Annotated in this window: 22 protein-coding genes and 3 pseudogenes; 6 read left to right on the plus strand and 19 right to left on the minus strand. The window is 71.4% G+C overall.

Annotation, left to right across the window (positions count from 1 at the left end):
- Nucleotides 1-301 precede the first annotated feature (301 nt).
- The 8 genes and pseudogenes from AB0N16_RS16050 to AB0N16_RS16085 form a co-directional block, all read right to left on the minus strand.
- Complete coding sequence (locus AB0N16_RS16050; RefSeq protein WP_365797023.1) at nt 302-1,381, minus strand: S1 family peptidase; 1,080 nt, start codon at nt 1,379-1,381, stop codon at nt 302-304.
- Between the two features lies 1 nt (nt 1,382).
- A pseudogene (locus AB0N16_RS16055) lies at nt 1,383-1,936 on the minus strand (hypothetical protein); the annotation flags it as partial.
- 159 nt (nt 1,937-2,095) lie between these two features.
- The gene (locus AB0N16_RS16060; protein WP_365797025.1) at nt 2,096-2,995 is read right to left on the minus strand and encodes a S1 family peptidase; all 900 of its coding nucleotides are present in this window, start codon (nt 2,993-2,995) and stop codon (nt 2,096-2,098) included.
- 309 nt (nt 2,996-3,304) lie between these two features.
- A pseudogene (locus AB0N16_RS16065) lies at nt 3,305-3,490 on the minus strand (DUF1684 domain-containing protein); the annotation flags it as partial.
- Nucleotides 3,487-4,299, minus strand: a complete 813-nt coding sequence (locus AB0N16_RS16070; protein WP_365797027.1) for an LLM class flavin-dependent oxidoreductase — start codon at nt 4,297-4,299, stop codon at nt 3,487-3,489. The gene AB0N16_RS16070 and the pseudogene AB0N16_RS16065, both read right to left, overlap by 4 nt.
- Nucleotides 4,300-4,360: 61 nt before the next feature.
- Nucleotides 4,361-4,489, minus strand: a complete 129-nt coding sequence (locus AB0N16_RS16075) for a hypothetical protein (RefSeq protein ID WP_365797029.1) — start codon at nt 4,487-4,489, stop codon at nt 4,361-4,363.
- A 30-nt stretch (nt 4,490-4,519) separates the two neighbouring features.
- Nucleotides 4,520-6,277 carry an FAD/NAD(P)-binding protein gene (locus tag AB0N16_RS16080; protein ID WP_365797031.1) on the minus strand — a complete coding sequence of 586 codons (1,758 nt, stop codon included), beginning with the start codon at nt 6,275-6,277 and terminating at the stop codon, nt 4,520-4,522.
- Complete coding sequence (locus AB0N16_RS16085; protein WP_365797033.1) at nt 6,274-6,435, minus strand: hypothetical protein; 162 nt, start codon at nt 6,433-6,435, stop codon at nt 6,274-6,276. Before AB0N16_RS16085 ends, AB0N16_RS16080 begins: the two co-directional genes overlap by 4 nt.
- A gap of 981 nt (nt 6,436-7,416) precedes the next feature.
- On the opposite strand from AB0N16_RS16085, the gene AB0N16_RS16090 reads away from it, so the two are divergent.
- Nucleotides 7,417-7,857, plus strand: a complete 441-nt coding sequence (locus AB0N16_RS16090) for a cell division protein SepF (RefSeq protein ID WP_351699550.1) — start codon at nt 7,417-7,419, stop codon at nt 7,855-7,857.
- Between the two features lie 37 nt (nt 7,858-7,894).
- Here AB0N16_RS16090 and AB0N16_RS16095 read toward each other — a convergent pair whose 3' ends face one another.
- Together AB0N16_RS16095 and AB0N16_RS16100 are read right to left on the minus strand one after the other, a co-directional pair.
- Entirely contained in the window at nt 7,895-9,088 is a 1,194-nt protein-coding gene (locus AB0N16_RS16095; protein ID WP_365797035.1) for an acyl-CoA dehydrogenase family protein, read from the minus strand.
- A 140-nt stretch (nt 9,089-9,228) separates the two neighbouring features.
- Nucleotides 9,229-10,836: an MFS transporter gene (locus AB0N16_RS16100; RefSeq protein WP_365797037.1), complete on the minus strand. Its 1,608-nt coding sequence runs from the start codon at nt 10,834-10,836 to the stop codon at nt 9,229-9,231.
- Nucleotides 10,837-11,096: 260 nt separating this feature from the next.
- Between AB0N16_RS16100 and AB0N16_RS16105 the strand changes: the two genes are divergently transcribed.
- Both AB0N16_RS16105 and AB0N16_RS16110 read left to right on the plus strand, forming a co-directional pair.
- Nucleotides 11,097-12,428, plus strand: coding sequence for a mannosyltransferase family protein (locus AB0N16_RS16105; RefSeq protein WP_365797039.1), 1,332 nt, complete (start codon nt 11,097-11,099; stop codon nt 12,426-12,428).
- Nucleotides 12,429-12,666: 238 nt separating this feature from the next.
- Nucleotides 12,667-13,698 (plus strand): phosphatase PAP2 family protein, encoded by a 1,032-nt coding sequence (locus AB0N16_RS16110; RefSeq protein ID WP_365797041.1) that lies wholly within the window; start codon nt 12,667-12,669, stop codon nt 13,696-13,698.
- Between the two features lie 126 nt (nt 13,699-13,824).
- On the opposite strand, the gene AB0N16_RS16115 is transcribed toward AB0N16_RS16110, so the two are convergent.
- Nucleotides 13,825-14,040, minus strand: coding sequence for an I78 family peptidase inhibitor (locus AB0N16_RS16115; RefSeq protein WP_351699538.1), 216 nt, complete (start codon nt 14,038-14,040; stop codon nt 13,825-13,827).
- Between the two features lie 473 nt (nt 14,041-14,513).
- Nucleotides 14,514-15,209, minus strand: a complete 696-nt coding sequence (locus AB0N16_RS16120; RefSeq protein ID WP_365797043.1) for a transglycosylase family protein — start codon at nt 15,207-15,209, stop codon at nt 14,514-14,516.
- Nucleotides 15,210-15,751: 542 nt separating this feature from the next.
- On the opposite strand from AB0N16_RS16120, the gene AB0N16_RS16125 reads away from it, so the two are divergent.
- A complete protein-coding gene (locus AB0N16_RS16125; RefSeq protein WP_365797045.1) occupies nt 15,752-16,537 on the plus strand; it encodes a hypothetical protein in 786 nt (261 codons plus the stop codon).
- 621 nt (nt 16,538-17,158) lie between these two features.
- Here the strand turns inward: AB0N16_RS16125 and der are convergent.
- The 6 genes from der to AB0N16_RS16155 form a co-directional block, all read right to left on the minus strand.
- A complete protein-coding gene (der, locus tag AB0N16_RS16130; protein ID WP_365797047.1) occupies nt 17,159-18,637 on the minus strand; it encodes a ribosome biogenesis GTPase Der in 1,479 nt (492 codons plus the stop codon).
- A gap of 77 nt (nt 18,638-18,714) precedes the next feature.
- On the minus strand, nt 18,715-19,302 hold the full coding sequence (locus AB0N16_RS16135; protein WP_365797143.1) for a lysophospholipid acyltransferase family protein: 588 nt from the start codon (nt 19,300-19,302) through the stop codon (nt 18,715-18,717).
- 134 nt (nt 19,303-19,436) lie between these two features.
- On the minus strand, nt 19,437-20,123 hold the full coding sequence (gene cmk / locus AB0N16_RS16140; RefSeq protein WP_365797049.1) for a (d)CMP kinase: 687 nt from the start codon (nt 20,121-20,123) through the stop codon (nt 19,437-19,439).
- Between the two features lie 96 nt (nt 20,124-20,219).
- Nucleotides 20,220-21,305 (minus strand): prephenate dehydrogenase, encoded by a 1,086-nt coding sequence (locus tag AB0N16_RS16145; protein WP_365797051.1) that lies wholly within the window; start codon nt 21,303-21,305, stop codon nt 20,220-20,222.
- On the minus strand, nt 21,302-21,664 hold the full coding sequence (gene aroH / locus AB0N16_RS16150; protein WP_365797053.1) for a chorismate mutase: 363 nt from the start codon (nt 21,662-21,664) through the stop codon (nt 21,302-21,304). Before aroH ends, AB0N16_RS16145 begins: the two co-directional genes overlap by 4 nt.
- 97 nt (nt 21,665-21,761) lie before the next feature.
- Nucleotides 21,762-22,169 (minus strand): YidB family protein, encoded by a 408-nt coding sequence (locus AB0N16_RS16155; RefSeq protein WP_365797055.1) that lies wholly within the window; start codon nt 22,167-22,169, stop codon nt 21,762-21,764.
- A gap of 108 nt (nt 22,170-22,277) precedes the next feature.
- Between AB0N16_RS16155 and AB0N16_RS16160 the strand changes: the two genes are divergently transcribed.
- The gene (locus tag AB0N16_RS16160) at nt 22,278-23,030 is read left to right on the plus strand and encodes a DUF6529 family protein (RefSeq protein WP_365797057.1); all 753 of its coding nucleotides are present in this window, start codon (nt 22,278-22,280) and stop codon (nt 23,028-23,030) included.
- 22 nt (nt 23,031-23,052) lie between these two features.
- Nucleotides 23,053-23,796, plus strand: a complete 744-nt coding sequence (locus AB0N16_RS16165) for a nucleotidyltransferase domain-containing protein (protein WP_365797059.1) — start codon at nt 23,053-23,055, stop codon at nt 23,794-23,796.
- A 31-nt stretch (nt 23,797-23,827) separates the two neighbouring features.
- Here AB0N16_RS16165 and AB0N16_RS16170 read toward each other — a convergent pair.
- Nucleotides 23,828-24,028, minus strand: a pseudogene (locus AB0N16_RS16170) (nucleotidyltransferase domain-containing protein); the annotation flags it as partial.
- Nucleotides 24,029-24,032 lie beyond the last annotated feature (4 nt).

Here is a 24,032-nt window from a genome sequence, read left to right on the forward strand (position 1 = left end):
CCTCCCTAGTCCAGCGTGCACCGAGCTCCGGTGCACCGCTCCCCGATGCACCGCTCCTCCGATGCACCGTTCCTCCGATGCACCGCTCCCCCGCCCGCCGGCCCCTCGACCGGTTGCCGAGTCGCGAGCACGACAGGACCGCCCAGGTCACACGCACGTTCGACTCATGCTGTCCGGCTCACGCTGCCCGGGCTCACGCTGTCTCCGGCGCACGCTGCCCGGGCTCACGGCACGGCATGGAGATGCCCCGCCTCCCGGAGGGGAATTCCAGGGGCGGGGCATCTCGGGGCTTCGGCGCGGGTCAGCCGATCTGGGTACCGGTGGCCGACAGCGCCTCCGTCACCGGCTGGAAGAACGTCTCCCCGCCGGAGGTGCAGTCGCCGCTGCCGCCCGAGGTCAGGCCGATCGCGTTGCCGCCCGAGAAGAGCGAGCCGCCGCTGTCGCCCGGCTCGGCGCACACGTCGGTCTGGATGAGCCCGCTCACCGTGCCCTCCGAGTAGTTCACGGTGGCGTTGAGACCGGTGACCGTGCCGTCGTGGACCTGGGTGGTGGAGCCGCTGCGGGTCACCTTCATGCCCACGGTCGCCTCGGCCGCGCCCGTGATCTTCCGGGTGGAGCCGTTGTAGAGGTCGACCTCACTCGGGTGGTCCACCTCGGAGGTGTACTTGACCAGCCCGAAGTCGTTGCCCGGGAAGCTGGACTGGGCGTTCTGGCCGATCACGTTGCCGGAGGAGTCCGACCAGCTGGAGATGGCGTCGGTGCAGTGCCCGGCGGTCAGGAAGTACGGCTCGCCGCCCTTGACCACGTTGAAGCCGAGCGAGCAGCGCCCACCCGACCCGCTGATCGCGTCACCACCGGCGATGAAGGGCCTGAACTCCCCCTTCGAGTGCCGCAGTTCGGCCTTCTCGCCGAGCCCGTCGACGACCTTGGTGAGCTTGCTCAGCGCGGCCCCGGCGACCGTCTTGTCGGCGGTGACGACGACCTTGTTGGTGACCGGGTCGGTCGCCCACGAGGTGCCGGGGATGGTGGCGTCCTGCTTCAGCGTGGTCCGTGCGCCGTCGAGTTCGGCGAGGGAGTTGGCGACGAGTCTCGCCTTGGCCCCGGCGGCCTCGACGGTCCCCGCGGCGGTGTCGTCGACCACGTTGACGACGAGGTTCTTCGTCTGGGCGTCGTAGTACGTGCCGGCCGCGTCGGTGCCGAGGTCGGCGGCGAGCGTCGAGGCGAGCTTTCCGGCCGCCGGCGCGGACAGGATCTGCGGTGCGGCGACCTTGGCGGGCTCGCTGGCGTTCGCACTCTGGAAGGTCACTCCGGCGGCGACGAGCGCGGCTGTCCCCGCGCCCGCGAGGGCCGCCCGGCGCCTGGGTATGCGTCGGTGCTTCAACTCATGTCCTCCTGTGGGGGGTCGGCCCGTAAGGTTGTGGGGACCTCAGGGCCGGAAGGCCGGTTGACGGGCGCCTACTATTCCGACACCCACAGGGAGCACACAAGGTCGACTTCAGGTCGCGCGTGCGCGGATGTTGTGCGCCCCCGGTGCCCGGACCGTTCACAGTCACCCCAGGAGGCTTCGCACTGCAAACACTACGGGCGAGTAACTCTCGGCGGAGAGTGACACTCACCCCTGGCCGGAATTCGCCCCTCCAGCCTCGCCGGGCTCGCCTTTGACCCTGTCCACCGCGGACCCCCTCGGCCCCGGACGGCAGTTGCTGCTGGGCCCGCTCCAGGAAGCGCAGCAGTTCCACCGGGAACGTCAGCACCATGGTCGAGTTCTTCTCGGCGGCGACCGCCACCACGTCTGCAGCAGCCGTAGCTGGAGCGCGGCCGGCTGCTCCGACATCTCCTTCGCCGCCTCCGCGAGCTTCTTGGAGACCTGCAGTTCGGCGTCGGCGTTGATGACCCGGGCCCGGCGCTCCCGGTCGGCCTCGGCCTGCCGGGCCACGAGAGCGGCTCCGGCCGCCACCAGCGCCTCGACCATGCCGACCCCCAGGGGGTGACTCCAATGGTCCCTCGACGGCAACTCCGGCACCCGCTCAAAAGGGAGCCCCCGCACGCCGGTTGCGTACGGGGGACCACTGGGAGAACGGATCCGGGAGGATCGTCAGCCGACGCTCACGCCGTAGTAGCTCAGCGCCTCGGTGACCGGCTGGAAGAAGGTCGTACCACCGGAGGTGCAGTCGCCGCTGCCGCCGGAGGTCAGACCGTAGGCGACGGAACCGCCGTAGAGCGGGCCGCCGCTGTCGCCGCCCTCGGCGCAGACCGTGGTCTGGATCATGCCGTAGACGATGTCACCGCTGCCGTAGTTGACGGTGGCGTTGAGCGCGGTGACCCGGCCGCTGTGGGTGCCGGTGGTCGAACCGCGGCGGTACACCGTCGTCCCGACGCTGGGCGTGGCCGCGCTGGAGATGGTCTGGCTGCCGACCGCGCTCGGGTGCGCGATCGAGGTGTTGGTGTACTTGACCAGCGCGAAGTCGTTCGTCGGGAAGCTGTAGCTCACGTTCGTGCCCAGGACCGTGGTGTGGCCGGAGTTGCTGTACCAGGTCGAGGCCACCTCACCGCAGTGCCCGGCGGTCAGGAAGTAGTACGTGCTCCCGCTGTGCACGTTGAAGCCGAGCGAGCAGCGGTAGGCACCGCCGTAGATGGCGTCGCCGCCGGTGATCAGCTTCTTGAAGGTGCCGGGGGTGCGCTTGATGGTGATCGCGCCGGCGTCGGCGCCCGCCTGCCGCTTGATCTTGGCGATCTCGGCGGCGGAGACCGTGGAGTCGGCGGTGACGACGACACGGTGGGTCTTGCTGTCGACGGCCCAGGCGGTGCCGGGGACGTCCGCCTTCAGAACGGAGCTGTTCACGGCCTTCAGTTCGCTCGCGCTGAAGGTGTGGACGGGACTCGCGCTCGCGGTGGGGACGGCGAACGCTGCCGCGGCCAGGAAACCGGTGCCCACGGCGATCAGCCGGGTCCGTCTCGAGATACCGCTGCGGGGGGTGGTGCGCTTGATCCTCACTTTTCGTTCCCTCCCAGGGGAATCAGGGGGCCCGCGTGGGGTCGGGGCCCGTGAGGCGCAGCCAGGGATGATGTCCGGGTTCCGGACACGCAATGCCCCTGACAAGCGCTGAGGGGGAGTATTCGGGCGAACGGCCGGTACCCGCAAGAGTGCCTTTCGGCCGTGCGACTGTGTTCGAACCATGCCGACTTTGTGTGATCTCGTCGTGATCCGGGCGAGTTGACGCCCGGTCACAATATCCGCGAAACCCTCAGGACACTGGGGGCTCCCCCGCCTCGACCGCGAGGCCCAGCCTGTTCCCGGCGGCGCGAAGGGGCAGATGAAGTGGTCCGCGAGGGCGCACGGCGACGGCTGTGCCCGGTCGAGGTCGACGAGGGTGGAGCCGTCGGCGCCCGGGGCGGCCGAATAGCTGAACCTGAAACGGTAACCGCCGGCCCCGCTGGTGACGTCGGCGAACACCGCCCACAGCCGGCCGCCCGGTCGGTCCTCGATCAGGGTGCCGCGAACTGGCCCGCGGGCCGGGCCAGGCCCAGGTGCTCGCGCAGGGTGCTGCCCGGGTAGAAGGTGCGGAACAGCCCGCGATGCTGGAGCAGCGCCACGGTGCCGTTGACCAGCCGCTCCAGATCGCGGCGCGGTTCGGCGGGGATCAGGTGGAAGCCGTCGGCGGCGCCCTCACCGTGCCAGCCGGCGATCAGTTCCGCGAGGTCCACCGGACCGCCCCGGTACAGCGGCCCCTGTACGGTCTGCCGGGGGCCGCCGCCACCGTGCCCCGGCTCGGCCGCGCGCTCCCCGTCCCCCAGATCCACCACCAGACTCACCAGCACCCGCAACGCGTCCGGTTCCCGCCCGAACTCGCCTGCCCGGTCCCGCAGTTCGTCGCGTACGGCGGCGGCCTGCGCGGAGCTCGCGGCCCGCACCAGGACGACATCGGCGTACCGGGCGGCGATCCGCAGGGCGGCCCCCTCGGTGCCGTCGGCCACCCGGACCTGATGCCCGGGCGAGGGCGCCGGCGCGTCGCTCCACCAGCCGGCCCGGCCCCGGCTGACCTGATCGAGGTGGGCGACGGCGGTCCCCGGGGCGGTCGCCAACGGCACCAGCCCGATCCGCCGGGTGGCCGGAGCCACCTGCGCCAGGACGGCGACCGGGTCGCTCTCCACCCACCCGAACCGGCCGTCGAGCGTGACGAAGTCCAGGCCCCCGCTCTCGGCGAGCCGCGCCAACTCGGCGTAGGGCTCCGCGTCGAACACACCGACCTGGTCCACGGCGGCGGCCAGATGCAGCCCCCGGCCGTACGAGCCGGTCATGAGAAACCACCTCTCCCCTAGACACCCGGGCACCGGTTCGTCGATCGACCGGCCCATCGATTCACAGCACCTTCGACAGCGAGGCCCGAGTCCGCTCCTCCCGCGGAGCGGGCGGCACCTGCCGCTCGGGCAGCTCGTAGAGCCTGTCCCCGGAGCACCCGAGGACGACGGTGACCTCGTCGGCCCGCACCTGGAGGTCGATGTCCTCGAGCGCCTCGGGCTAGGCGGCGGCCTGGCCCGTCAGGTCGCGCAGGAAGGCCAGCGCCGCGCGGGCCGTGGCGTCGTTCTGCCGGAACGCGGGCCCTCCGGTGCGCGGCCGGGTGAACGCGCCGGGCGTACGGCCGTCGGTGAACGGCCCGAGCGCGAACCGCCGGGGGTGCGGGCGCCCGCCCTCGTCGAGGATCCGCCCGTCGGCGGGGTCCACCCGGAGCAACCCGTCGGGCGTCTCGGCCGCCCCGTCGGTCCCCAGCTCGCGCAGCAGCGCGTCCCGGGCCCGCCCGACCGTCGGTTCGGGCAGCCGGGCCTCGACCAGCGCCCGCGTCTCCACGGAGAAGCCGGGCACGGTGTCCGAGGACGCCCGGAACACCCCGTCCCGCGCCGTCACCGTCATCCCGGCGCCGACGAACCTGACCACCCCCGCCCGGGACAGCGCGAGCAGCTGCCGCAGCCGGGGCCCGGGCGGCCCGGAGGCCAGATAACTGAAGAACCCGTGCCACCAGGGCCCGATGTCCCCGAGCCGCACCAACTGCCCGTAGACCGAGAGCAGCCCGAGGAAGACCGCCAAGTCGGGGCTGTGCGCCGGATCATGACGGCGGCTCAGGTCGCCCTCGAGATAGGCCCGCAGTCCCTCTTGGAACTCCTCGTGCGAGCTGTACCGCACTCCGTCCAGCGGGCGGTCCAGCGCCGCGAGGTCGAGCCGGTCGGCCGGGTCCGGTACGGCGGCCGTCACCAGCGCCCGCAGTTCGGCGTCGCCCTCGGCGGCGGCGTACTTCTCCTCGAAGTCCGGCCAGGCGACGGCCGTCCGCTCGGGATGGACGGTGAACAGCCGGTGGTAGTGGGCGAAGCCCAGCTCTTTCGCGACCAGCGGCCACACGTCTCGCCGGAAGTCGAAGCCGTCCGGCCGGGCACGCAGTTCGTCGACCTCACCGGGCCCGAGGAAGCGCGGCAAAGGCGGGCGTTCACCGGTCCAGTCGTAGCCGATCTTCGAGTGGTACGGCACTCCGCGCCGGGACCCGACGTACAGCACCGGCTCCTGTCCGGACGGGACATAGGTGTCACCGTCGTACCGTCCGCCCCGGCCTTCGGTAAGGAGCACCATCAGGTCGACGAAGGCGAGCCCGAACCCCCGTACCAGCACCGGTTCGCCGGGCCGCAGGGCGGACAGGTCGCTGTCGGCGGTGAAGTCCGGCGGCAGGTGGACCAGCCCGTGCGTGTCGGCGTACGCGGCCAGGGCGGCCTGTTCGGGGTCGAGGTCGGCGTCCAGGTGGCCGAGGGCGAGGACGACGAGGTCGGCGAGGAGCGGGCGGGGGCGGCCCTCCAGCCAGACCTGCTGGCGCCCGTCGCGCGGCCCGCTCACCCGCAGGGCACGACGGGGATGGTGGTGCACCGTGACGCCCTCGGGCAGGTCGGCCACGGCGCGCTCGTAGACGTGCCGCAGATAACGGCCCTGGATCTGCCGGTCGGCGAAGGTGCGGCCGTCCAGGCCCGCCCACTCGTGCAGGGTCGGCCCCTCCCGTACCGGGCCGGTCATCCGCACCGTCTCGTCGGTGAACATGGTGACGTCCTCGGCGTGCGAGTTCATCCACAGCAGCGGCGACTGGGCGGCCCGCCAGATGCGGCCTGCGCCAGGCGGGTGCGGGTCGACCAGATGGATGTCGAGGCCCGGACCGGCGTACAGCTCGGGCGCGTTGGCGGCGATGCGTTCGAGGAGCCCGGTCCCCCGCGGACCGGCTCCCACGATCACCAGCTGGGGCCTCATCGGGCCGTCCCCGTGCCGCTCAGGACCGAGTCCGAGGTGAAGCAGCCGGCGACGGCGGCCGCCCACTGCCCGTACCGGCGGCGCGGGACGGTTCTCTGGACGTCCGCGCGCTCGGGTATGCCGGGGGCGGTGGCTTGGGCGGGGGTGTCGGATGACATGTGAAGGCTCCGTGGCGGATGGATCGAACACGGTGGACGCGCGCACGGTGGTGCGGCGGGTGCCTTCACACGGAACGCCGCTGGGCGGCGCTCTTACGGCCGAGCCCCTCAGCAGGGCCGTCCGTCGACTCTACGGGGACGTTTCCCCTCTCTGTCAAGGGTGTCCAGAGTGTGAGCAGCGCGTCTCAAGTCAGTTGACGGGGAATCGGAGACCTGTTCCACTTGGCCCATGCATCCGCAGCAGTGGCTGGTCACCCGCTCCCACATCGACTTCGGTCGCGTGTGGTCCTGTTCCTGTTGAGCTGACCCCCTGCGCGCCCCGCCGACGGCGGGGGCTCTTCGCGTTCTCCCTCGCACTCCTCGCTTCGCCTTCACACGCGCACCCCTCCCCTCGTGTCCCCCTCGCGCTCCGCGCGCCTGCTGATCCCAGGAGCCGCTCGACGTCACCCACGCCCAGCCGTGCCTGTTATAAGCGCTTTACACTCCTTGTTGCGATCACCTGCAGCCCGCGCTATGCCGTCGCGGCCGGCCCGGGCCTGAAGTTCCTCGTCCCAGGCGACTGTGAACAAACCCCGTCGCCGACGGTTCGTACCACCGAATTCCGAAGACGCGGGGGCCGCCCGCGCCGACGACAGGCGCCTCTCGGATCTTCCCGCCGCAGCCGAAGAACTGACAGCGCGTCAGGGTCCGCACGACGCTGAGCTGCACTGTCGTATCGGACGACTGTCGGTTCGTCGCCCGCCACCGGTTCACCCGGACGCACCCCTCATCACCCATACGCCCGGAACAATCATATTTCACTCACAGTCAGCAGCCGTGCGAGCAGCGGCCCTTGGCACAACTGGGCTCTCGACGTATTCGCTCTGCACCAGTACCGTCACAAACCCCCCGCGCGGCGTCTATCCACTTGGCGCGCCATCCGCATCATGGACGACCATAGGGATGCGGAAGCATGAAAGACCGCTGTGAGAGGAGGCGTCCATGGGATCGGTACGCAAAGCGAGTGCCTGGCTTGGCCTCGTCGACGACAACGATGACGAGCGCTACTACGACGACGACTACTCCGAAGGGACCGAGCAGCCCGGGGATGCCTGGGTCACCGACCCCCGGGTCAAGGTGGCCTCGGACACCGCCGAGGAGAAGGGCCGCAGGATCGGCACGGTCACCCCGGACAGCTTCCGCGACGCCCGCGCGATCGGCGAGCTGTTCCGCGAGGGCGTGCCGGTCATCGTGAACCTCACGGCCATGGAGGCCGGCGACGCCAAGCGGGTCGTCGACTTCGCGGCCGGGCTGATCTTCGGCCTGCGGGGTTCCATCGACCGGGTGTCCAACCGGGTCTTCCTGCTCTCCCCCGCCAACACGGAGATCGTCAACGGTGAGCCGGCCTCGCGCCGGGAAGACGGTTTCTTCAACCAGAGCTGAGGCAGGGCCGCTCGCCGGCCCTGCCCCCGCGCAGGGGTCACCGGAAGGCGTCGAGCCCGGTGAGCGCCTTGCCCAGCACGAGCTGGTGCATCTCGACGGTGCCCTCGTAGGTGAGCACCGACTCCAGGTTGGTCGCGTGCCGCATCACGGGATACTCCAGCGAAATCCCGTTCGCACCGAGGATCGTGCGTGCCGTACGGCAGATCTCGATCGCCTCTCGTACGTTGTTGAGCTTGCCGAAGCTGACCTGCTCGGGACGCAGGCGGCCGGCATCCATCCGCCGCCCCAGGTGATGGGCGAGCAGGATCCCTTTGTGCAGTTCGACCGCCATGTCGGCGAGTTTGGCCTGGGTGAGCTGGAAGCCGCCGATGGGCCTGCCGAACTGCTCCCGCGACTTCGCGTAGTCGACGGCCGTCTCGAAGCAGGTGCGTGCCGCGCCCATGGCGCCCCAGACGATGCCGTAGCGGGCGTGCGACAGACAGCTGAGCGGCCCCTTGAGGCCGGTGACCTCCGGTAGTACCGCATCGGCCGGGAGCCGTACGCCGTCCAGGACCAGCTCGCTGGTGACGCTCGCCCGCAGCGACCACTTGTGCTTGATCTCCGGCGCCGAGAACCCGGGCGTGTCGGTGGGCACCACGAACCCCCGGATCCCGTTCTCGCTCTGCGCCCACACGACGGCCACCCCGGCGACCGAGCCGTTGGTGATCCACATCTTCCGCCCGTTGAGCACCCAGTCGCCACCGGCGTCGCGCTTGGCGTGCGTGCGCATGGCGGCGGGGTCGGAGCCGTGGTCGGGTTCGGTGAGACCGAAGCACCCGATGACGTCACCGGCGGCCATGGCGGGCAGCCAGCGCTGCTTCTGCGCCTCGCTGCCGAACCGGTGGATCGCGTACATGGCCAGCGACCCCTGCACGGACACGAGCGACCGGATGCCCGAGTCGGCGGCCTCCAGCTCCAGACAGGCGAGCCCGTACTGCACGGCGGACGCGCCGGCGCAGCCGTACCCGGTGAGCGACATCCCGAGCGCCCCGATGCCGCCCAGCTCCTTGGCGAGCTCCCTGATGCCCGGCAGCTCCCCGCTCTCGTACCACTCGGCGACGAACGGCAGCACCCGGTCCGCCGCCCAGCTCCGCACGGTCTCCCGGACGGCGAGATCCTCCGGCTCCAGAAGATCGTCGATACCGAGCGGATCACCGGCATCGAACGGAGGCAACTTCCCGGACGCGGACATGAAAACCCTCCCAAAAACTAGCACCGCTAGTTACAACAGGCTACGCGCAGTCTCCCGGTTCTCCCACCCGGACACCACCCGCACGAGTCAGCAGCAAGGCGCACGTCGCCGGGGAGGGCCCAGCACCGCCGGCGACCGGATCAGGCCGAGACGCGGGAGCGTTGAGGCTCGCGCGGGGCCGGTACCTCCACCGCGGCCTCCTCGCACTGCATCGCGCGCGGCAACCGCAGTGCCATCACCGCGCCCAGCAGCAGCAGTCCCGCGCTCACCAGCAGCGTCACATGCAGACCGTGCACGAAGGAGTCCCGCGCCGCGTGGCGCAACGCCGCGCCCGTCGGGCCGCCGAGCCGCCCGGCGACCTCGTAGGCCTCGCCCAGTGAATGCCCCGCCGCGGCGGACGCCGACTCCGGCACGCCGGGCACCCGGGACAGCCCCGGCGCGTACGCCGCGTTCATCACGCTGCCGAGAAGCGCGATCCCGATGCCCGCCCCCAGCTGGTACGAGGTCTCGCCGATCGCCGCGGCCCCACCCGCCTGCGCCGCCGGCGCCTCGCTCAGCATCGACTCGTACGCCCCGAAGAGCGTGGTCTCCAGACCGAAGCCGAGCAGCACGAAGCCGAACAGCAGCAGGCCGGCGTTGTCCACCCCGCCCATCGCCGTCAGCGTCAGCACCGCCGCCGCCGTCAGGCAGAAGCCGAAGCACACCATCCGGCGCGGCCCGAAGCGCCGCAGCAGCCGCGCCCCGGCCAGCCCGGCCGCCATCGCGGCGAGCGTCAGCGGCAGCAGCCGTAGGCCCGTCTGCAAGGGCGAGAGGCCCAGCACCAGTTGCAGATACTGCGCGGCGATCAGTTCGAGACCCACCAGCGCGAGCATCGCAAGCACGATGCAGCCCACCGCCGTGCCGAACGCCGGCCGCGCGAACATCTTCAGGTCCACCAGCGGGAAGGTACGCCGCCGTTGCCGTCGTACGAACAGGAACAGCAGCAGCGCGCCGAGTACCAGCGGCGCCGTCGTGAGCGCGTCGGCGGCCGGCTCGCCGCTGCCCAGCCGCTTCACGGCGAACACCACGCCGAACAGCCCGGCCGCCGCCATCAGGGCGCCCACGACGTCCCAGGGGCCGCTGCGGTCGCCGCGCGACTCGGGGAGGAGAAGCCGCCCCACCGGAAGACTGACCAGCATCAGCGGGATGTTGACCAGGAAGACCGAGCCCCACCAGAAGTGTTCGAGCAGGAAGCCGCCCAACAGCGGCCCCACGGCCGCGCCGACCGCCGCCACCGCGCTCCATATGCCGATGGCGAGGGCCCGTTCACGGCGGTCGGGGAAGACCTGCCGGAGGATCGACAACGTCGCCGGCATGATCATCGCACCGCCGACGCCGAGCAGTGCCCGGGCCCCGATCAGCGCCTCGCCGCTCGGCGCGACGGCCGCCGCCGCGGAGGCGACTCCGAACAGGGCGTATCCGAGGAGCAGGACGCGTCGCCGGCCCACGCGGTCGCCGAGCGTGCCGAAGAGGATCAGCAGCGAGGCGCAGACCAGCGGGTAGATGTCGACGATCCAGAGCAGTTCCATGGCGCCGGGCTTGAGGTCCTCGGTGACGGCCGGCACCGCGACATGCAGCACGGTCGCGTCGAGGGCGACCAGCAGCAGGCTGACGCAGAGGACGACGAGGACGACCCAGCGGTTGGCACCGGCACCGGCCCCGGTCGCCCGACGGCGCGGCCGTACGGCTGCCGTGGTCGTCCCGGACATGTACGTACCTCCCAGATGATCCCTCGCGCGCGGCGGATCGGCGGGGCGGGGACTCCCCGTCGTACGGCCGGAGAGGAGCGGGGTCTCCGGCCCGCGCATACGAACGCGAGTGACACGTCAGCGTACGCGAGTTCGTTACAGGGGCACGTGGCGGACCTCTCACACTCTCCACAGAACTCGTGTGGCGTACGCCACTGGCCTCGCTGTGCACCACGCCCGGGCGAGCCCCTCGGTTCCGCGCCCCGTCGATAATCGAGCCCGTGACCGATCTTGAAACGCCCGTGGCGGCACCGCGCGTCCCCGCCCTGCGCCGGGCGGCGCCGGCCCTGCTCGGGTACGCCGCCGTGCGCGCCCTGGGCCTGCTCGCGCTGGCCGTGTGGAGCGGGGCGCGCGGCAAGAGCGCGTACACCTTGTTGACGGCGCGCTGGGACTCGCTGTGGTACACGCGGGTCGCCGAGCTCGGGTACGGCTACGAGGTGCGGCTGCCGAACGGCGACGTCCACTCCAATCTGGCCTTCTTCCCGCTGCTGCCCTGGCTGGAGCGCCTGCTGCACGCGCTCACGCCCCTCTCCTACGCCGGCGCGGGCCTCACCGTCGGTCTGCTCGCCTCGCTCGCCGCGGCCTGGGGGATCTTCGCGGTCGCCGACTTCGTGTACGGACCGCGGGTCGGCCTCTGCGCGGTGCTCCTGTGGGCCGTGTTGCCGGTGGGGATCGTGCAGTCGATGGCGTACAGCGAGTCGCTGTTCACGGCGCTGGCCGCCTGGTCGCTGTACGCCGTGCTGACCGGCCGCTGGCTGACCGCGGGCGTGCTGGCCGCGCTGGCGGGGCTGACCCGGCCGGTGGGGCTCGCCGTGGTGGCGGCGGTGTGGACGGCGGGTGTGATCTCGTTCGTGCGAGATCGGAGCGCGGGCGCGCGCGACCGTAGCGAGAAGCATGCACACGGCGCACGCGAGGACGGCCGCGCCCCGGAGCCGCCCAGCGCCGCACGCGCCCGGCGCGCCCCGCGACCAACCGGCGCGCCCCACACAGCGCACGCCCCTCATGCGGCACGCACCACCCACGCCCCAGGCACCGCGCACCCCTCCGGCGCGCCTGCCTGGCGCCGCGCCCTCGGCATGCTCCTCGCCCCCGTCGGCGCCGCCGCCTACGTCCTGTGGGTCGGCCACCGCACCGGTAAGGGCCCGCTCGGCTATCTGGACGTCCAGGCGGGCTGGCGCAACGGCTTCGACGGCGGCTACGCGTTCGCACGCTTCGTCGCCGACAAGTTCACGTCATTTCCGTCCGCCCTGGCCGGAGCGGGTTTGATCGCCGGTGTCTGCCTGTTGCTGTGGCTCTACGTGATCGGCGTCCGGCAGCGGCAACCTCTTTCCCTGCTGGTCTACACGGGTGTCGTCCTCGCGCTGGCCCTGTGCGCGTCGAGCTACTTCGGCTCCAAGCCGCGTCTGCTGATGCCGGCCTTCCCGGTGCTGCTGCCGCTCGCCCGCGCCCTCGCCCGGGCGCGCACCAGCAGATCCGTGCTGATCACGGCGGGTGTGGCGGTAACCTCGGCCGCGTATGGCGCGTTCTGGCTCAACGGCTCCGGTCCACCATGATCGTCGCCGACGCGCGGGTGAGCAGCCGGGGGATTCCACCCCACGCTTTGGTTAACGAATTCATAAGTGCCATAAAACGGCCGCCCGGCATGATCAAAGGAATTGAAGGGCAGGCCCACCGAGGATTACGAAATCCTTAGAATTCGGAGGCCTCCTGAGAGGTTTCCCACATCACATCGTCATCACAAAGCCGCAGTTTCGACCGGGAACAGAGCTCACTCGCTGTAACGTCGATTGGGTGCGTACCGAACGAAACCTCACCCGTCTGGACCGGGTGTTCGCCAGGCTGGACCGTGAGCCGGAACGACCGGCCCACATTGATGTGCCGAAGATGAGCCGGCACCGGGTCGTGTTGTTCACCGCGACCCTGGCCTTCTACCTGGCGATCGTGTGGGCCGTCGTGATCACGTCCTGGCTGGTCCGGCTCGACTGGCAGGTCATGTTCTTCCGGCCGTACCAGCAGTGGTCGGGAATCCACTGGTTCGTCGACTACTACGTGGTCCTCGGCCAGCGCGGACCGACCGCCGTGATGGTCGCGGCCTGGCTGGGCTGGCGCTCGTGGCGGCAGCACACCCTGCGCCCGATGCTGACGCTCGGCGCCTCCCTGCTGCTGCTCAACATCACGGTCGGCGCCGCCAAGCTCGGCATGGGGCGCCTCGGACCGCACTACGCGACCGTGATCGGCTCGAACGAGATGGGCCTGGGCGGCGATATATTCCCCAGCGGCCACACCGCCAACGCGGTGGTGACCTGGGGAATTCTGGCATATCTGGCCTCCACCCCGAGAGCCCGCCGGTGGCTGTCCGCGGCCTCCGCGGTCACCTCGCTCGGCGTCGGCATGTCCACCGTCTACCTCGGTACGCACTGGCTGAGCGACGTGTTGCTGGGCTGGGCCGCGGGGCTGCTGATCCTGCTGGCGCTGCCGTGGTGCGAGCCGTTCATCGCCCGTGCCGAGACCTGGCTCTTCGACCTGCGCGACCGCTGGCGTGCCCGCCGCGGCGGTACGGTCCCCGTGCCTGCGCCCGTTCCGGTCGCGCCGGTGGCGCTCAGACCGCGTACGGCGTCCGCGGAGGACGCGCCGGCGCCGGAGCGCGAGCCGGTCACCTCGGCCCGCTCGCCCCGCGCCCCGATCCACCTGGCGCCCGGCCCGCACACGACCCGCTCGGAGCGCACCCCGGTGACCCCGGTGGGCAGCCGCCGCCCCCAGCACCCCGAGCGCCAGCCGCGCGGCGGCGCCGCCCAGCCGGCCCGCCCGCTGACGGGCGGCTGACGGCCGTACGGACGCGACAGCGCGACAGCGCGGCAGCCCGGTACGCACAGCCGGTACGCACAGCCGGTACGACGGCGAAGGCCCCGGTTCCCCACTCTGGGAACCGGGGCCTTCGCCGTCGTACCGTCAGCCCTTCCAGGCGCGCGCCACGACGCCGTCCCGTACCTCGAAGTTCAGCCGTCCCGCCCGGTACTCCATGGTGATGATCGCGCCCGGCGGCAGCGAGCGCACCGTCGGCCACCCTCGCTGCCGGGCGAGTTGTTCCGCGTCGCCCGCGTCGAGGCCGACGTACCCCTGCGGGCTGTCCTGGGGCTCCTTCGGCGGAGCCGGATTCGGTGCCATGCGGCCACGCTAGGCCGCTTCCGGCGGGGACGGAAGTCGAGATCGGCCGGCGAACTCCGCTGTCCGTCTCCGGTCACGCTTCTGTCACAGAATCACGACACGCGTTTCGGTCGAACTCCGTCACACGTACGGGCGGTTCAGTACGCCTTCTTTGCGCATTCCCGTGCAATTCCCTGATGCCGGTAGGGTCTTCCGAAAAGCCAGCCGGAAAGAAGCGGAAGCAAGGACCAGGGGCGCTCGGGGGAGCCCATTCCATTCAGAATCCGCAGGCCGCCACCGAAGCTGACACCGCATAAGAGTTTCACTGCTTCAGCACAGAACCCGCGTACGGCACCGGGGCCGGGCCCGGTGCCGGCAGCGTGCGGCGGCGTGCACCCGAAGCCCGGCGCCCCGCCGGAATCAGCCTCACCAAGCGCCACGCCCCGCCCGGTCGGAACCGGGCGGGGCGTGGCGGTGCGGGGCAGGGGGTCGCGTCAGAGCGCGAGGCGCTGCCCGGGCACGATGAGGTTCGGGTCGTCGCCGATGACGGCCTCGTTGGCGGCGTACAGGCGCTGCCAGGTGGTGCCGTGGCGCTCGGCGATCACGCTCAGGGTGTCCCCCTCACGGACGGTGTAGTCGCCCCGGGCGGAGTCACGGCCGGTGTGGGTCGTCGGGCGCTGCGCCTTCTTCTGCACAGGGGCCGACTTGGTGGTGGTCGACTCGGCGGCCGACCCGCCGGTCGACCGGGTGGCCGACTCGGTGCTGCTCCTCGTGGTCGCCGAGGCGCCCTCGGGCGCCGAACCGGTCGCTCCGGCCCGCGCCGAGCAGACCGGCCACGCGCCCCAGCCCTGGGCCTGCTGAACCCTGGTGGCGACGGCTATCTGCGCTTCCCTGGAGGCCTGGTCGGCCGTCGACGCGTAGGCGGAGCCGCCGTACGCGCGCCAGGTGGAGGCGGAGAACTGGAGTCCGCCGTAGTAGCCGTTGCCGGTGTTGATGTGCCAGTTGCCGCCGCTCTCGCACTGGGCGATGCGGTCCCACACTCCGTTGTCCGCCGCCTCGGCGTTGCCTGTCGCGGCCAGCAGGCCCAGCGGGGCGAGCAGCGCCGCTCCGGCCAGGGCCGCCGTCGTACGGCCCTTGCGGGAGCCGTTCTTGGCGACGGTCTCACGGGTGGTATCGGCACACTCGGACATGTATTTCCCTCTCCACATACCCGGGCTCCCCCAAGCGTGACGCGGTCCCCGCGCGATGGACGCGGTTCGTCGCGCTCGCCCCGTCCGCCACGGCCGGTCCTGCGGTGGTGCTCTGCCTGGTGCCGGCCGGCGGACGTACCCGAGCGGTGCTCGTTGCACACGGCGGAGGAATCTAGAGATCTGGAACGCCCGAAATCAACCAACTCCCCGTCAGGCCAGGCCAGTTCGACGTTACCGGAGGTAGCGGTGATTTCAAGCCACCCACTACATTCCGTGATTTCATGATTTATCTACCATGTGATCGGTGGATCTGTGATTCACTTCACCGCGTCAAATTCCTTTGGCTTGCGAAGAGTTGACGGTGAGTGCCGGATTCCGCACGTCGGGTGACCCTGCGCAGTGGATGGGTGGATCCCGATCCCCCCGAGGCGTGACCACCACCACAGATCACCCGTTGTCTTCTTCATGAGCCCGCAATCCCCTTGGGCTCATGGACCGGGATCCTCCCGGGCCTTCACGCACCGCATCCCGAGGGAGCCACCGTGCCGCGCATGCTCGACGTCAGCGACGAGGTACGCGCCGAGATCGGCGACGAAGAAGCCGACCGGCTGCTCGCCGGAGACAACGCCCCCGGCAGTTACGACTGCACGTCCTGCCGCACCCCGGGCGACTCCGAACAGGAGCGCACCAGCACCGTCCTGTTCATCGGGGACGAGACCGCCGTCCTCGCCTTCGCCCACGCCGGCTGCCTGCCCTCGCAGGTCGTCCAGGTCACCGAGGAGCAGTTGCAGGGCGCGGTCCGCTCCATCAGCGGTGACAGCGCGCCCGGCGGCGGCCCGCAGAGGTCCGTGCCCGAGCAGGCGGTGCTCGGGGTGACCAGCGGACTCGTGCTGATCGCCGGGGAGCTGCACCCGGCGCTCGTCGTCGAGCCGACCTCGCCGATCGTACGGCCGGGCACGGACGGGGTGGGCGACGACTTCCTGCCGCTCCTCATCGAGCAGGGCTTCATGCCGGTGACGGCGCTGGCCGCGGTGCCGCCGGTGCTGCACGGGTGGTCGGTGCTGCTGGCGGTGGGCCAGCTGCACGCGGTGCTCCAGCCCGGGAACAACGGCGGACAGCCGGTGGCCTGGTGGCAGGCGCACCAGCCGTTGCAGGTGACCGACGGGTGGCGGGCGGCGGCCAACAAGCACCAGCAGGTGCTGATGTTCGCGGCGCCGGTGGGGTCGATCGGGCGGCAGCCCCGGGAGGACCTGCTGCGCGATGCGCTCGACAAGGCCGCGGCGAACGGGAAGCTGGTGGCGGCGGCGTTGCCTCTTGCGGGGGTCTGAGCCTCACCCAGGGGCGGAAGGTGCGGGTCTCGTCGGCGGGTGCGGGTGCATCGTGGCTGGTCGCGCCCAGGCGGCGGAGCCGCATATCCGATGCGGCCCCGCGCCCCTAACGGGCGCTGTATAGCCGCATCCCTTTGGTGACCCGGTCGTTTGGACATACGTGCACGCATACGACTTTCCGCCCCGCCGGCCGTCCTTTGCCACCGTTCCGTCCGCTCGGGCGGGACAGGAGGCTCCAGGCGGGCTCTCGGCCACGCCTATCTACGACTCGCTCTACGCGGAGTGGGTCAAGGCCTTCCGTACGCTGCCGGGTGACCGCAGCGGTGAGGAGGGGATGGGGTTCGTCGCCTTCGGGACGACCCCGTTCAGCACCGGCACGTACGGCCTGGGGATGTACGGAGGGAACTCGTACAGCGCGTACAGCGCGGGCTCATACAGCACCCGGCACAGCGGTGAACAGCCGCAGCCGCCGCAGTGGCAGCGGATCGGGACGCTCGGGCGCTCCCATGACACCGGGATGACCCCCGTACCGGCGGCGCTTCCACCGGGACCACGCCGGGGTCTGTGACGGATACGCGAGGGGCGGCCACCGATGACGGTGGCCGCCCCTCGGGCGTACGGCTACTTCTTCTTGCCGCGCTTCTCGCGCACCCGTACGGAGATGTGGATGGGGGTGCCCTCGAAGCCGAACTCCTCGCGCAGCCGGCGTTCGATGAAGCGCCGGTAGCCCGCCTCGATGAAGCCGGAGGCGAAGAGCACGAACCGCGGGGGCTTGGTGCCGGCCTGGGTGCCGAACAGGATGCGGGGCTGCTTGCCGCCCCGGACCGGGTGCGGATGCGCCGAGACCAGCTCGCCGAGGAAGGCGTTGAGGCGGCCGGTGGGGACGCGGGTCTCCCAGCCGGCGAGGGCGGTCTCGATGGCGGGGACCAGCTTCTCCATGTGGCGGCCGGTCTGCGCGGAGACATTGACCCGGGGCGCCCAGGCGACCTGGCCGAGCTCGGTCTCGATCTCGCGTTCCAGGTAGTAGCGGCGCTCCTCGTCGAGGGTGTCCCACTTGTTGTAGGCGACGACGATGGCGCGGCCCGCCTCGACGGCCATGGTGACGATCCGCTGGTCCTGCACGGAGATGTTCTCGGAGGCGTCGATCAGGATGACCGCCACCTCGGCCTTCTCGACGGCGGCCGCGGTGCGCAGCGAGGCGTAGTAGTCGGCGCCCTGCTGCAGGTGGACCCGCTTGCGGATACCGGCGGTGTCGACGAACTTCCAGGTGATCCCGCCGAGTTCGATCAGCTCGTCGACCGGGTCGCGGGTGGTACCGGCGAGTTCGTTGACGACGACCCGCTCCTCGCCCGCCACCTTGTTGAGGAGGGAGGACTTGCCGACGTTCGGGCGGCCGATGAGCGCGATCCGGCGCGGGCCGCCGACCGCCGTGCCGAAGGTCTGCTCGGGCGCCTCCGGCAGCGCCTCCAGGACGGCGTCCAGCATGTCGCCGGTGCCGCGGCCGTGCAGGGCCGAGACCGGGTGCGGCTCGCCGAGGCCGAGGGACCAGAGGTAGGCCGCGTCGGCCTCGCCGCTGGGTCCGTCGACCTTGTTGGCGGCCAGCACGACCGGCTTGCCGGCCTTGCGCAGCAGGCGTACGACCGCCTCGTCGGTGTCGGTCGCGCCGACCTTGGCGTCGACGACGAAGACGACCGCGTCGGCCGCCTCGATCGCGTACTCGGCCTGGGCGGCCACGGAGGCGTCGATACCGAGGACGTCCTGCTCCCAGCCGCCGGTGTCGACCACCTTGAAGCGACGGCCGGCCCACTCGGCCTCGTAGGTGACACGGTCGCGGGTGACGCCGGGCTTGTCCTCGACGACGGCCTCGCGGCGGCCGATGATGCGGTTCACGAGCGTCGACTTGCCGACGTTCGGGCGGCCGACGACGGCGAGCACCGGCAGCGGGCCGTGGCCCGCCGCCTCGATGGCACCCTCGACATCCTCGACGTCGAAGCCCTCTTCCGCGGCGAGCTCCATGAACTCCGCGTACTCGGCGTCGCCGAGCGCCCCGTGGTCGTACTCGTGCTCAGCCGAGTCGCCGGGCTGGATGTGGTCGTTCATGAAGTCCGTACCTCGTCGTTCATCGTGGTGATCGGTGGATAGGCCCCGTATCGGACTGATCCACTACTTAGTGTCGCCTAGCGTCCGGTCAGACGCCTGGCGTTTTCCAGGTGGCTGGTGAGCTGCTTCTGGATGTGCTCGGTGGCCTGGTCCAGGGCCCCGCGGGTGCGTCGGCCGCTGCCGTCGCCCGCCTCGAAGGGGTCGCCGAAGACGACGTCGACGCGGGTGCGCAGCGGGGGCAGCCCCTTGACCAACCGTCCAGGCCGCTCGGAGCTTCCCAGGACGGCCACGGGCACGATCGGCGCCCCGGAGCGCACCGCGAAGTAGGCGAGGCCCGCGCGCAGCGAGGCGAAGTCGCCCTCGCCCCGGCTGCCCTCGGGGAATATGCCGAGCACTCCCCCGGCCGCCAGCACGCCGAGCGCGCGGGTGACCGCCGTGCGGTCGGTGGACTGCCGGTCCACCTTGAGCTGGCCGATCCGGGTCAGGAACGGGTCCAGCGGCCCGATGAACGCCTCCTTCTTGATCAGGAAGTGCGTCGGCCGGGGCGACACGCCCATGACCATCGGGCCGTCGATGTTGTGGGAGTGGTTCACGGCGAGGATCGCCGGGCCGTTCGCCGGCATCCGCCAGGCACCCAGCACGCGCGGCTTCCACAGGCCGTACATGAGGCCGACACCGATACGCCGCCCCACCTCGGCGCCCCGCTGCGACGGAATCGGCGCCGCAGACGGCTTCGACGGTTTCAGCGGGTTCGACGGTTTCAGTGGGTTCGACGGGTTCGACGGGTTCGACGGAAGGCTCACTTCCCCGCCCGCTTCTCCTCGACGAGGGTGACGACGCACTCGATGACCTGGGCCAGCGTCAGCGCGGTGGTGTCCACCTCGACCGCGTCGTCCGCCTTGGCGAGCGGCGAGGTCTTGCGGGTCGAGTCGGCCGCGTCCCGCTTGATCAGGGCCTCGCGGGTGGCGTTGACGTCGGCACCCTTGAGTTCACCGCTGCGCCGGGCCGCGCGGGCCTCGGCGGAGGCGGTGAGGAAGATCTTCAGGTCGGCGTCGGGCAGCACGGTCGTACCGATGTCCCGGCCCTCGACCACGATCCCGGTCTCGGTGCCGTGGGCCAGCGACCGCTGCAGCTCGCTGATCCGCGTGCGCACCTCCGGGACCGCGCTGACCGCGCTGACCTTGGAGGTGACCTCCTCGGTGCGGATCGGGCCGGCGACGTCCACGCCGTCGACGGTGATCGTCGGGTGGGCCGGGTCGGTCCCGGAGACGATCTCCGGCTTGCCGGCGACCGCGGCGATGGCGGTCGGGTCGGTGAGGTCGATGCCGTTGTTCACCATCCACCAGGTGATCGCCCGGTACTGGGCTCCGGTGTCCAGGTAGCTCAGACCGAGCTGGGTGGCCACGGCCTTGGACGTGCTCGACTTGCCGGTGCCCGAGGGGCCGTCGATCGCGACAATCACGGGCTTTACGGCGCCGTTTTCCACGGGGGGACACCTTCCGGATGCAGGGTGGTGGGTGGTGTGCGGGACGCCGTCGCGCCCCGCACAAGGTTACCGGCCCCCGCGACCGCTGAATTCAGCCTATTGCCGCAGCGCCCAGCCCCGGTCCCGCAGCGCCGTGGTGAGCACCGGCGCCGCCTTGGGCTCCACCCAGATCTGGACGTGGCCGGCCTGCTGCCCGGTCGCGTGCTCGATGCGGACGTCCTCGATGTTGACCCCGGCCGCGCCGGCGTCCGCGAAGATCCGGGCCAGCTGGCCGGGCTGGTCGTCGATGAGCACCGCCACGACCTCGTAGGCGCGGGGCCCGGCGCCGTGCTTGCCGGGCACCCGGACCTGCCCCGCGTTGCCGCGCCGCAGCAGGTCCTCGATGCCGGCCCCGCCCTCCTGCCGCTTGGCGTCGTCTGAGGACTGCAGGGCCCGCAGGGCGCGCACGGTCTCGTCGAGGTCGGCGGAGACGTCCGCGAGCAGGTCGGCGACCGGACCGGGGTTCGCGGAGAGGATGTCGATCCACATCCGGGGGTCCGAGGCGGCGATCCGGGTCACGTCCCGGATGCCCTGCCCGCACAGTCGTACGGCCGCCTCCTCGGCGTGCTCCAGCCGGGCCGCGACCATGCTGGACACCAGGTGGGGCATGTGGGAGACCAGGGCGACCGCGCGGTCGTGGGCGTCGGCGTCCATGACGACCGGGACGGCACGGCAGTGCGAGACCAGTTCCAGGGCGAGGTTCAGTACCTCGGTGTCGGTGTCCCGGGTCGGGGTGAGCACCCAGGGGCGGCCCTCGAAGAGGTCGGCGGTGGCGGCCAGCGGCCCGGACTTCTCGCGGCCGGACATGGGGTGCGTCCCGATGTACGACGACAGGTCCAGGCCCCGCGCCTCCAGATCGCGGCGCGGGCCGCCCTTGACGCTGGCCACGTCGATGTAGCCACGCGCCAGGCCCCTGCTCATGACGTCCGCGAGGACGGCGGCCACATGGGCGGGCGGGGCGGCGACGATCGCCAGGTCGACGGGACCGTCCGGGGTCTCGTCGGTGCCGGCGCCGAGCGCGGCCGCCGTACGGGCCTGCTCCGGGTCGTGGTCGGCGAGGTGCACCACCACGCCCCGCTGGGAGAGGGCGAGGGCGGCGGACGTGCCGATCAGGCCGGTTCCGATGACGAGCGCGGTTCTCACTGGGCGATGTCCTTGCGCAGGGCGGCCGCGGCGCCGAGGTAGACGTGACTGATGTCGGCGCGGGGCCGGTCGGACTCGATGTGCGCCAGTATCCGTACGACCCGGGGCATGGCGCCCTCGATGTCCAGCTCCTGGGCGCAGATCAGGGGCACGTCGACGATGCCGAGCTTGCGCGCGGCGGCCGCCGGGAAGTCGCTGTGCAGGTCGGGGGTGGCCGTGAACCAGATGCTGATCAGGTCGTCGGGGGTCAGCCCGTTCCGTTCCAGGACGGCGGTGAGCAGCGCTCCGACCTGCTCGTCCATGTGACCGGCCTCGTCCTGCTCCAGCTGGACGGCCCCCCGGACCGCTCGTACCGCCACGGCACTGCTCCTGTTCTGACGTCGGCGTCTTGGTCCGTCCAGCCTAGTCAGGCCGCCGCCGGGCCCGTGCGCGGTGCCCGCCCGCTGAGACGGCGGCTCACCCGGACTGCTGCCGGATCAGGTCCTCGATCGAGGCCTGCGGCACCTCGCCCTCGGGGGTGAGCCGGTCGACGACCTCGGGCAGTTCCCGGGCGATCCGGTCCGCGGCGTTCCGCGGGCTCACGCCGGCCTGCTCGGCGACCCGCTGAAGGGTGTCGTCTGGCAGGGCCTGCTGGATCTGGTCGCCGGTGACGGGCCGGTTGGTTCCGGTGCCGATCCAGGAGTCCTTCTGGGCGGTGAGACCGGACCTGGCCAGGCTGTCGAGGAGGCCGCCCAGCGAACCCCCGCCCTGGCCATGGCTGAGGGAGCCGATCAGCGCGCTCAGGAGTCCGGCGCCCTTGCCGTCGCCGTCGCCGTCGCCGCCCAGGAGGCTGCCGAGCATGCTTTCCAGATCATTGCCTGCCATGACCATGCCTTTCGGGGCCTTCGAGAATCGGTGCCTTGGAGAATCGGAGCCTCCGAGAATCGGAGACTTCGAGAAGGCGTCAGCGGACGCCGGCGGACCCCCTGGTCAATGTCGTCCGAATCACCGCGTCCCGCTACTCGGGGGAGGCCCGCCCACTCGGGGGACGCCCACGATGAGACGCCCCGGACGCCCCGGGCTCCGCACCGTCCGGACGCGTTGGGCTATCAGACGTACGAAAAGAACGTTTTGTGGCACTCCATCACGACTTGCTTCTTCTTCGATGCTTTCAGTGCCAAGATGCTGCTGCTCCGCTCGGAGCGACTCCCTGGCGTCCGCCTTCTGGTTCTTCCGCACGTTCGGAGCGACGACATGACCGACGGTTCCACCCGCCGCACGATGCTCACGACGGGCGCGTCGGCGCTCGCCGTGTGCTGCGTGGGATGCGGCAACGGCAACGGCTCCTCCAGCTCGTCCGCATCACCCGCCGCCTCCGCGTCGGCCTCTGAGTCCGCCTCCGCCTCCGCATCGGCTTCCGCCGAGGCGTCCTCCTCCGGCTCCGCCAGCGCGGCCGCCGGGAAGGCGCTGGCGCAGACCAGCGAGATCCCGGAGGGCGGCGGCATGATCTTCAAGGAGCAGAAGATCGTGGTGACGCAGCCGAAGAAGGGCGAGTACAAGGCCTTCTCGGCGATCTGCACCCACCAGGGCTGCACGGTGTCCAAGGTGACCGACGGCACCATCGACTGCCCCTGCCACGGCAGCAAGTTCCACATCGCCGACGGCTCGGTCGCGCACGGCCCGGCCACCAGGCCGCTGCCGGCCGAGTCGATCACGGTGACCGGAAATTCGATCACCCTGGGCTGACCGGGCACGTACGCTCCCGGGCATGCAGCCCGAGGACCTGGTACGCGACCACACGATCTACGCCTGCGTCATGGGGTCGAGGGCCTTCGGTCTGGCCACGGAGGACAGCGACACCGACCGCCGGGGCGTGTTCCTCACCCCCACGCCCCTGTTCTGGCGCTTCGAGAAGCCGCCGACACATGTGGAGGGCCCGGGCGAGGAGCGGTTCTCCTGGGAGCTGGAGCGGTTCTGCGAGCTGGCGCTGCGGGCCAACCCGAACATCCTGGAGTGCCTGCACTCGCCCCTGGTCGAGCACCTCGACGACACCGGCCGCGAGCTGCGCGGACTGCGCGGTGCCTTCCTCTCCCGGCAGGCGTACGACACCTTCACCCGCTATGCCCTGGGCCAGCGCCGCAAGCTCGACGCCGACGTCCGGGTGCACGGCGCCCCGCGCTGGAAGCACGCGATGCATCTCCTGCGGCTCCTGACGAGCGCCCGCGATCTGCTGCGCACGGGCGAGCTGACGATCGACGTCGGTGACGCGCGCGCGTCACTCCTGGCGGTGAAGCGCGGCGAGGTCCCCTGGCCGGAGGTCGAGACCCGCATGACCCGCCTCGCCGAGGAATCCGAGCGGGCCCTGCACGGCACCCCGCTCCCGGCGGAGCCGGACCACGCGCGCGTGGCCGACTTCCTCTTCCGGGTCCGCCGTGCCTCAGCCCTGCAGCCGTACCCGGACCAGGAGGTCGTGCAGGGCGTCGTGGGCCCTGGGCGCGTCGGGCGGCGCTGAAGGCGTGCTGCGCCTGGTCGAGCAGCCCGTGCAGCCGGCAGCGGGTCTCCTCCGGCTCGTGCAGGCCGACCAGGTCGGCCGCGGGCAGCAGATGGCCGCCCCGCAGATCCACGTCGGAGTCCCGGGACGGGAGGCCGTACAGAGGCGCCCCGGAGACGGTCGCGAACAGCAGGGGGTGGGGCTGCTCCGCGACGACGGGCGCCAGGTCCAGGTCCGGATCCAGGTCGACCATGTGG

It is taken from the genome of Streptomyces sp. NPDC051105, assembly GCF_040682795.1.
GTDB lineage: Bacteria > Actinomycetota > Actinomycetes > Streptomycetales > Streptomycetaceae > Streptomyces.